The 7,102-nt window shown below is 64.2% G+C and carries 11 protein-coding genes; 10 read left to right on the top strand and 1 reads right to left on the bottom strand.

The window, feature by feature from the left end; all coding sequences use genetic code 11:
- From NBV68_RS16045 to NBV68_RS16090, 10 genes are all read left to right on the top strand, one after another.
- The coding region (locus tag NBV68_RS16045; RefSeq protein WP_296311663.1) for a sigma-70 family RNA polymerase sigma factor at window positions 1–418 on the top strand (418 nt) is incomplete at its 5' end.
- A 58-nt stretch (window positions 419–476) separates the two neighbouring features.
- Complete coding sequence (locus NBV68_RS16050) at window positions 477–821, top strand: hypothetical protein (RefSeq protein ID WP_296311665.1); 345 nt, start codon at window positions 477–479, stop codon at window positions 819–821.
- Between the two features lie 144 nt (window positions 822–965).
- Window positions 966–1,445 carry an RpiB/LacA/LacB family sugar-phosphate isomerase gene (locus NBV68_RS16055; protein WP_296311667.1) on the top strand — a complete coding sequence of 160 codons (480 nt, stop codon included), beginning with the start codon at window positions 966–968 and terminating at the stop codon, window positions 1,443–1,445.
- The gene (gene glyA, locus NBV68_RS16060; protein ID WP_296311670.1) at window positions 1,442–2,764 is read left to right on the top strand and encodes a serine hydroxymethyltransferase; all 1,323 of its coding nucleotides are present in this window, start codon (window positions 1,442–1,444) and stop codon (window positions 2,762–2,764) included. The genes NBV68_RS16055 and glyA overlap by 4 nt, the downstream gene beginning before the upstream one ends.
- A gap of 12 nt (window positions 2,765–2,776) precedes the next feature.
- On the top strand, window positions 2,777–2,992 hold the full coding sequence (locus tag NBV68_RS16065; protein ID WP_296311673.1) for a hypothetical protein: 216 nt from the start codon (window positions 2,777–2,779) through the stop codon (window positions 2,990–2,992).
- An 8-nt stretch (window positions 2,993–3,000) separates the two neighbouring features.
- Window positions 3,001–3,477, top strand: coding sequence for a transcriptional regulator NrdR (nrdR, locus tag NBV68_RS16070; RefSeq protein ID WP_296311676.1), 477 nt, complete (start codon window positions 3,001–3,003; stop codon window positions 3,475–3,477).
- A 7-nt stretch (window positions 3,478–3,484) separates the two neighbouring features.
- Window positions 3,485–4,231: an RNA methyltransferase gene (locus NBV68_RS16075; RefSeq protein WP_296311677.1), complete on the top strand. Its 747-nt coding sequence runs from the start codon at window positions 3,485–3,487 to the stop codon at window positions 4,229–4,231.
- 82 nt (window positions 4,232–4,313) lie between these two features.
- Complete coding sequence (locus NBV68_RS16080) at window positions 4,314–5,243, top strand: FkbM family methyltransferase (protein WP_296311680.1); 930 nt, start codon at window positions 4,314–4,316, stop codon at window positions 5,241–5,243.
- 188 nt (window positions 5,244–5,431) lie between these two features.
- A complete protein-coding gene (rpsD, locus tag NBV68_RS16085) occupies window positions 5,432–6,046 on the top strand; it encodes a 30S ribosomal protein S4 (protein WP_296311683.1) in 615 nt (204 codons plus the stop codon).
- Window positions 6,047–6,156: 110 nt separating this feature from the next.
- A complete protein-coding gene (locus NBV68_RS16090) occupies window positions 6,157–6,792 on the top strand; it encodes an NAD(P)H-dependent oxidoreductase (RefSeq protein ID WP_296311685.1) in 636 nt (211 codons plus the stop codon).
- Here the strand turns inward: NBV68_RS16090 and NBV68_RS16095 are convergent.
- Complete coding sequence (locus NBV68_RS16095; RefSeq protein WP_296311687.1) at window positions 6,789–7,082, bottom strand: chorismate mutase; 294 nt, start codon at window positions 7,080–7,082, stop codon at window positions 6,789–6,791. The genes NBV68_RS16090 and NBV68_RS16095 overlap by 4 nt on opposite strands.
- Between the last annotated feature and the right edge of the window lie 20 nt (window positions 7,083–7,102).

A 7,102-nucleotide genomic window follows, 5' to 3' on the forward strand; every position in this document is an offset into this window, starting at 1 on the left:
CCGCGAGCCGACCCCGGAAGAAATGGCGCAGCGCCTCTCCATGCCGCTCGAGAAGGTGCGCAAGGTGATGAAGATCGCCAAGGAACCGATTTCTCTCGAGACCCCCATCGGGGACGAAGAGGACTCGCACCTCGGCGATTTCATCGAGGACAAGAACGCGATCATCCCGGTGGATGCCGCGATCCAGGCGAACCTCAAGGAAACCGTCACCCGCGTGCTGGCGTCACTGACGCCGCGAGAGGAACGCGTGCTGCGGATGCGCTTCGGGATCGGCATGAACACCGATCATACGCTCGAGGAAGTCGGCCAGCAGTTCTCGGTGACCCGCGAGCGTATCCGGCAGATCGAGGCCAAGGCGCTGCGGAAGCTGAAGCACCCGTCGCGCAGCCGCAAGATGCGGTCGTTCTTGGATCAGTGATTGTCGGTTCGTGATTTTTCCAGTATTCGCTGAAAGCAGATACTTAGGGGGGATCGCAATGGCAGACAATTTCGAAAGGGCTGTAGAAAGAGCTTTAACTGATAACGCTGATAGGTTGGCAAGTGCGTCGACTACCGAACAAATCATCAGAATTTCGAGGGAAATAGCCGATGAAGCTCATCGCAATTATGTTCCCACAGCTGACCGGTGGATATACCGACCAATCGTTTGGAGTTTTTCGCTAGTCGTCGCAATTGTCGGCCTTGGTTATACGTTTATGATTTTTCAGGCTTCTGTTTACGGAGTAGACTCGGAACTTGAACTTCCAGACTCGTTGATTTCTTTTGTTTCAGCGATTTTAGGCGCGCTCGCCGCTTTCCTTTCTCCGTCGCCACGGCGCTAACTTCGCCAGCTAAGGTGTGAACCACTTTGCCGCAAATCTGCCTGTTTGTACTGGCAGCCTAGCGAGTTTCCAACGCAGACTAGCCCGTCGAAAAGCTTTGCTTGCGGGGTAGAGATTCCCCTCCCCAGCGCCTATACGCAGCCCATGCGCATCGCAATCACCTCCGATCATGCCGCCGTCGAACTGAAGGCCGACCTTGCCGAATGGCTCGTTGAAGAGGGCCACGAGGTCGCCGACCTCGGCCCCGAGCCCGGGCAGAGCGTCGATTACCCGGACTACGGCTACCGCCTCGCCGAGATCATCGCCGAAGGCACGGTCGAGTTCGGCGTTGCCCTGTGCGGCAGCGGCATCGGCATCTCGATCAGCGTCAACCGCCACCCTCAGGTCCGCTGTGCGCTGGTCAGCGAGCCGCTGTCGGCCGCCCTCGCGCGCGAACATAATGACGCCAATTGCATCGCTTTGGGCGCGCGTCTCGTAGGAATCGAAATGGCGAAGTCCTGCGGTGCAACCTTTCTCGACACAGAATTCGCCGATGCCGGCGATCCGGCCGGGCGCCACCAGCGCCGGGTCGGCAAGCTCGGCAAGCCGCCCTTCCAGCCCGATCACATCGAGACCCATCAATGAGCACAGCCCCTCTCGACTTCACCGCCCGCACAGGAAACCCGATGGACGGCTTCTGGCACAATGACCTCGCCCATGCGGACCCCGAGATCGCGGCCGCCATCGGCAAGGAACTCGCCCGCCAGCGCGACAAGATCGAACTTATCGCGAGCGAGAACATCGCCTCGCGCGCGGTTCTGGAAGCGGCCGGTTCGGTCTTCACCAACAAGTATGCGGAAGGCTATCCGGGCAAGCGCTACTACGGCGGCTGCGACTATGCCGATGTGGTCGAAACCCTCGCCATCGAGCGCGCCAAGCAATTGTTCGGCTGCAACTTCGCCAATGTGCAGCCCAACTCGGGTTCGCAGATGAACCAGGCGGTGTTCCTCGCCCTGCTGAACCCGGGCGACACCTTCATGGGGCTCGACCTCAATTCGGGCGGCCACCTCACCCACGGCTCGCCGGTCAACATGAGCGGCAAGTGGTTCAACGTCGTCTCCTACGGCGTAAGCCGCGAGACCGAGACCATCGACATGGAAGAAGTCGCCGCCAAGGCGCGGGAAAGCAAGCCGAAGATCATCATTTGCGGCGGCACCGCCTATTCGCGCACCTGGGACTTCCCCGCCTTCCGCGCCATCGCCGACGAAGTGGGCGCGGTGCTGCTGTGCGACATGAGCCACATCTCCGGCCTCGTCGCGGGCGGCGCGCACCCCTCGCCCTTCCCGCATTGCGACATCGTCACCTCGACCACCCACAAGTCGCTGCGGGGGCCCCGTTCGGGCATCATCCTGTGGAATGACGAGAAGTACACCAAGCCGCTCAACATGGCGGTGTTCCCCGGCCTGCAGGGCGGCCCCCTCATGCACATCGTCGCGGCCAAGGCGGTCGCCTTCAAGGAAGCGCTCGATCCCTCCTTCAGTGCTTATGCCCACCGCATCGTCGAAAACGCCCGAGCGCTCGCCGCAAGCCTCGAGGAAGCGGGCCTGCGCATCGTCTCCGGCGGAACCGACAACCATTCGATGCTCGTCGACCTCACGGCCAAGGATGTCACCGGCAAGGACGCCGAGAAGGGCCTCGACCGCGCCTTCCTCACCTGCAACAAGAACGGCATCCCCTACGACACCCGCTCGCCCTTCGTCACCAGCGGAATCCGCCTCGGCACCCCGGCCGGCACTACCCGCGGCTTTGGCCCCGAGGAGTTCCGAACCGTCGGCAAGCTCATCGCCGAAGTGGTTGAGGGCCTGGCCAAAAACGGCCCCGAGGGCGACGCGCAGATCGAAGAGAGCGTGCGCCAGCGGGTGAGCGCCCTGTGCGCCGCCTTCCCCGTCTATCCCGGAATGTAAGGAGCCGCCGACATGAACGAACCGAACGGATCGCAAGACTGGGTCGAAGACGTGAAGACCGAAGTCACCGGCATGGCCAAGGAGGGGTTGAACCATCCCTCCACCGCGCCGGTGCTGACCGGAGCGGCAATCGGGGCGGTGGCGGGTTGGCTCCTGCCCATCGTGTCGCTCCCGCTCGGCCTTGCCGCCGGTGCAGGCTTTGCACTCTATCAGAGAATCAAGAAATAAACCTCTGAATGCGCTGCCCCTTCTGCGCCCATGACGATACCCAGGTAAAGGACAGCCGCCCGACCGAGGACAATGCCTCGATCCGGCGGCGTCGCCAGTGCTCGTCCTGCGGGGCACGCTTCACCACCTTCGAACGCGTGCAGCTGCGCGAGGTCGTGGTGGTGAAGTCCGGCGGCAATGGCGAGATCGCTCGGCGCGAACCTTTCGACCGCTCCAAGCTCGAACAATCCGTATCGCTCGCCTGCCGCAAGCGCGGGATCGATCAGGAGCGTCTCGACCAGCTGATCAGCGGCATCCAGCGCCAGGTCGAAACCTCGGGCGAGGGCGAAGTGCCCTCCTCGCATATCGGCGAACTGGTGATGGAGGGGCTGCGGCAGATCGACTCTGTGGCCTACATCCGCTTCGCCAGCGTCTACCGCGACTTCTCCGAGGCGCGCGACTTCGAGGAATTTGCCAGCACCGTCCAGCAAGCGGCGAAAGAATAACTCCAAGATGGCCGATCTCAACAGGCCGGTGATCGTGCTGGTGCGCCCGCAATTGGGCGAGAACATCGGCAAGGCGGCGCGCGCGATGCTCAATTTCGGGCTGACCGAGATGCGGCTCGTGACCCCCCGCGATGGCTGGCCCAACCCCTCGGCAGGCCCGGCGGCGGCGGGGGCGGACATCGTGCTCGAACAGGCCAAGGTCTACGCCACCACCGCCGAGGCGGTTGCGGACTGTGCGCATGTCCATGCCACCACCGTCAGGAAGCGCGGCGTGACCAAGCCGGTGATCGGTGCCGACGAGGCGGGGCGACAGGTCCACACCCTTGCCGGACGGCACGCGATCATCTTCGGCCCCGAGCGTTCGGGGCTCGAGACCGAGGATGTGGCGCTCGCCCGCAATATCCTGACCGTGCCGATCAACCCGGAATTCGGGTCATTGAACCTGGCGCAGGCCGTGATCCTCGTCGCCTATGAATGGGCGCGGATCGGGCGCGAGACGGCGGGTGCCGGAGAAGCGCTGGTGCAGCCGACGCTTGAGGACACCCTCCCCCCTGCCCCGCAGGAAGAGCTCGAAGCGATGATCTTGCATTTCGAGAAGCTTCTGGAAACGCGCAACTATTTCTTCCCGCATTCACGCGCTGAAGCGACCCGCCGAACCTTGCGCGGGCTGCTCACCAAGCCCGGCTGGAACCACCTCGAAGTGCGCACCTTGCGCGGCATCCTAAGCAGTCTCGAACGCCCGCCCGAGTACTGAAAACCGGTCACATTACCGTAGCAGAAATGCCGCAATATTCCGATAGGCGTGGTCAATGGCGCGAACGGGGCAAGCGGAACAGATGCGGATAGTCGAACCGGTGGCCGCGCCCGAGGAGGCTCTGGCTCTGCAGGCATGGCCTGACCATTCCCCCGCCCGGATGACCCGTGATTTCCTGCTGTGGCGCCATCTGCGCGTCATCCGCGCGCGTGCCATGCGCCATGTTCATCTGCTCGCCGACCGGCTGCGTGGCAACGCCGGCCCCCGCGCCGCGCGCTCGGTCTACGGCGTCAGGATGCAGAGCAACTGGGCCGATCGCACCTTTGCCTATTGCCAATACGGCACCTACGGGCCCTATCTCGCCGACCTGCTCGCCAGCATCGACCGCCCCTTCGCCTTCCTCGATATCGGCGCGAATCAAGGCCTGTTCTCGCTGATCGCGGCGAGGAACCCCTTGTGCGAGCGGATCGTCGCCCTCGAACCTGTGCCCGAGACGCATCGGCTGCTCGCGGCCAATCTCGCGCTGGCGGGGCTCGGCGAGCGGGCGCGGGCGCTCAATGTCGGGCTGTCGGACGTGGCGGGCACGCACACGATCTCCATCAACCCGGTGCATAGCGGTCAGGCCAGCCTTGAGGCGCACATGGCCGAGCGGAGCGATTGCGAGAGCATCGCGATCGAGCTCGTCACCATGGCCGGGCTCGACGCCCACCTGCCCGCAGGGCTGCCGCTGTTCGTCAAGATCGATGTCGAGGGGCACGAGCCAGTAATCATCGAGGAACTGCTCGCCTCGCGCCACGCTGCCAGCGTGATCGGCATTTTCTACGAGCACGACAACCGCTGGACCGACAATGCCACGATCTGCCGCGCGCTCTACCGCGCGGGCTTCGCCAAGCTGAAGCGCTACGGACGGGGCAAGCATTTCGATGTGCTCGCCGGCCCCTCGCCCGTGCCGCTCGAGCGGATCCCGGCCTTCGAGCAGGGCATTGCGGAGGTCGAGCGCCAGCGCGCCTGACGTGCTGCGAGGTCCGCTTCGGCTTTGCGTGCTTGACGCACGCCCCGATCCTGCTATGCGCGCGCCTTCGCAAATGGGCCCTGCACCCCGGTGAAGCAGGCGCCGCACCATGGATCATGCCTTGGTGGAGCGATGCCGGGTTGGATGCTCACCATTGGGGTGGGCCAGCACATTGAAGGATACGACTTATGTCGAAGCGCAAGAGCGCCAAGCACAAGCTTGACCGCCGCATGGGCGAGAACATCTGGGGCCGCCCGAATTCCCCGGTGAACAAGCGTTCCTACGGCCCCGGCCAGCACGGCCAGCGCCGCAAGGGCAAGATGAGCGACTATGGCCTGCAGCTGCGCGCCAAGCAGAAGCTCAAGGGCTATTACGGCGACGTCACCGAAAAGCAGTTCAAGCGCAACTACCTCGAAGCCTCGCGCATGAAGGGCGACACCAGCCAGAACCTGATCGGCCTGCTCGAGCAGCGTCTCGACATGGTGGTCTACCGTGCCAAGTTCGCGCCGACCATCTTCGCCGCGCGCCAGATCGTCAGCCACGGCCACATCTATGTGAACGGCCAGAAGTGCAACATCGCCTCGCGCCGCGTCAACGTGGGCGACGTCGTCAGCCTCGGCAGCAAGGCCAAGGAAATGGCGCTGGTGATCGAAGCGCAGAGCCTCGCCGAGCGTGACATTCCCGATTACGTCATGCCCGACGGCACCGACAAGATCACCTTCACCCGCGTGCCGAAGCTCGACGAAGTGCCCTACCCGGTGACGATGGAACCGAACCTGGTGGTCGAGTTCTACTCGCGCTGATCCGGCTTACCGCCACATGGCAAAGCAAGAGGGCGATCCTGCGGGGTCGCCCTTTTCTTTTGCGTGCGAGGGCCTAGGCTGACGGCGGGGATGGCGAGGGGGACCGTGCGATGAACGTGCTGCTGATCGATGCGCACCCGGACGAAGGGCGCTATTGCTCGCACCTGCTCGAGGTCTATCGCGAGGCCGTTCCGCCAGGCGCCGAGGTGACGCTGGTGGCCCTGCGCGACCTCGCCTTCAGCCCCAACCTCGCCCACGGCTATCGCAAACGCACCGACTGGGAACCCGACATCGCCCGGCTCGCCGAGCTGCTGGATGCCTGCGACCACATCACCTTCGCCTTCCCCTTGTGGTGGGGCGCGGAGCCCGCCATGCTCAAGGGGCTGCTCGACAGGCTGTTCCTCCCCGGCTTCACCTTCGCCTATCACGACAACGACACCTGGTGGGACCGCAACATGGCGGGCCGCTCGGCCGATGTGATCGTTACGATGGACACCCCGCCGCTGTACCTGCGGCTCGCCTACGGCAATGCGATCATCCACCGCTGGAAGAAGCAGATCCTCGGCTTTGCGGGCTTCAAGCCGGTGCGCATCCTGCCGCTGGGGCAAGTCAAATTCGGCGGAGCGGAGAAAAAGGGCGCGAAGTGGGAGGCAAAGGTCCGCGCCCTTGCGCAGTCCATTCGTCAGGCGCAGCCGGCGAAAAAGGAGCCGCGGCTGGCGCGCTTCCTTGATCGCAAGAAGGGTTAGCCCCGCGTCCGGTCCCACTCGTCGAATTCGTAGGCGATCGAGCCTTCGACGAGCCGTTCCCAGATATCGGCGACGACATCGGCCGGAATGCCGTGTGCCTCGGCCTCGGCAACGGCTGCCGCAATCACACTGGCTTTCCTCGCCTCGTCGCGCACCGCGTCGCGTGCCGGCTTGATGCGGGCGGCGGCGCGCATGTAGCCGAACCGCTGGGCCAGCAGCGCGACCAGTTCGCGGTCGAGCGCGTCTACTCCGGCGCGCACTTCGGGCATGGTCTGGCAGTCATCGGGCATGCGCACGCTTCGGTTATCCA

The organism is Erythrobacter sp. (genome assembly GCF_023653175.1).
In the GTDB taxonomy this organism is placed as follows: Bacteria; Pseudomonadota; Alphaproteobacteria; order Sphingomonadales; family Sphingomonadaceae; genus Erythrobacter.

What these genes read in the sequence shown, in the direction of transcription:
- nrdR (WP_296311676.1), top strand. Translation starts at nt 3,001, where the DNA reads ATGCGCTGCCCCTTCTGCGCCCATGACGATACCCAGGTAAAGGACAGC.
- NBV68_RS16055 (WP_296311667.1), top strand. Translation starts at nt 966, where the DNA reads ATGCGCATCGCAATCACCTCCGATCATGCCGCCGTCGAACTGAAGGCC.
- NBV68_RS16095 (WP_296311687.1), bottom strand. Translation starts at nt 7,082, where the DNA reads ATGCCCGATGACTGCCAGACCATGCCCGAAGTGCGCGCCGGAGTAGAC.
- NBV68_RS16080 (WP_296311680.1), top strand. Translation starts at nt 4,314, where the DNA reads ATGCGGATAGTCGAACCGGTGGCCGCGCCCGAGGAGGCTCTGGCTCTG.
- glyA (WP_296311670.1), top strand. Translation starts at nt 1,442, where the DNA reads ATGAGCACAGCCCCTCTCGACTTCACCGCCCGCACAGGAAACCCGATG.
- NBV68_RS16075 (WP_296311677.1), top strand. Translation starts at nt 3,485, where the DNA reads ATGGCCGATCTCAACAGGCCGGTGATCGTGCTGGTGCGCCCGCAATTG.
- rpsD (WP_296311683.1), top strand. Translation starts at nt 5,432, where the DNA reads ATGTCGAAGCGCAAGAGCGCCAAGCACAAGCTTGACCGCCGCATGGGC.
- NBV68_RS16090 (WP_296311685.1), top strand. Translation starts at nt 6,157, where the DNA reads ATGAACGTGCTGCTGATCGATGCGCACCCGGACGAAGGGCGCTATTGC.
- NBV68_RS16050 (WP_296311665.1), top strand. Translation starts at nt 477, where the DNA reads ATGGCAGACAATTTCGAAAGGGCTGTAGAAAGAGCTTTAACTGATAAC.
- NBV68_RS16065 (WP_296311673.1), top strand. Translation starts at nt 2,777, where the DNA reads ATGAACGAACCGAACGGATCGCAAGACTGGGTCGAAGACGTGAAGACC.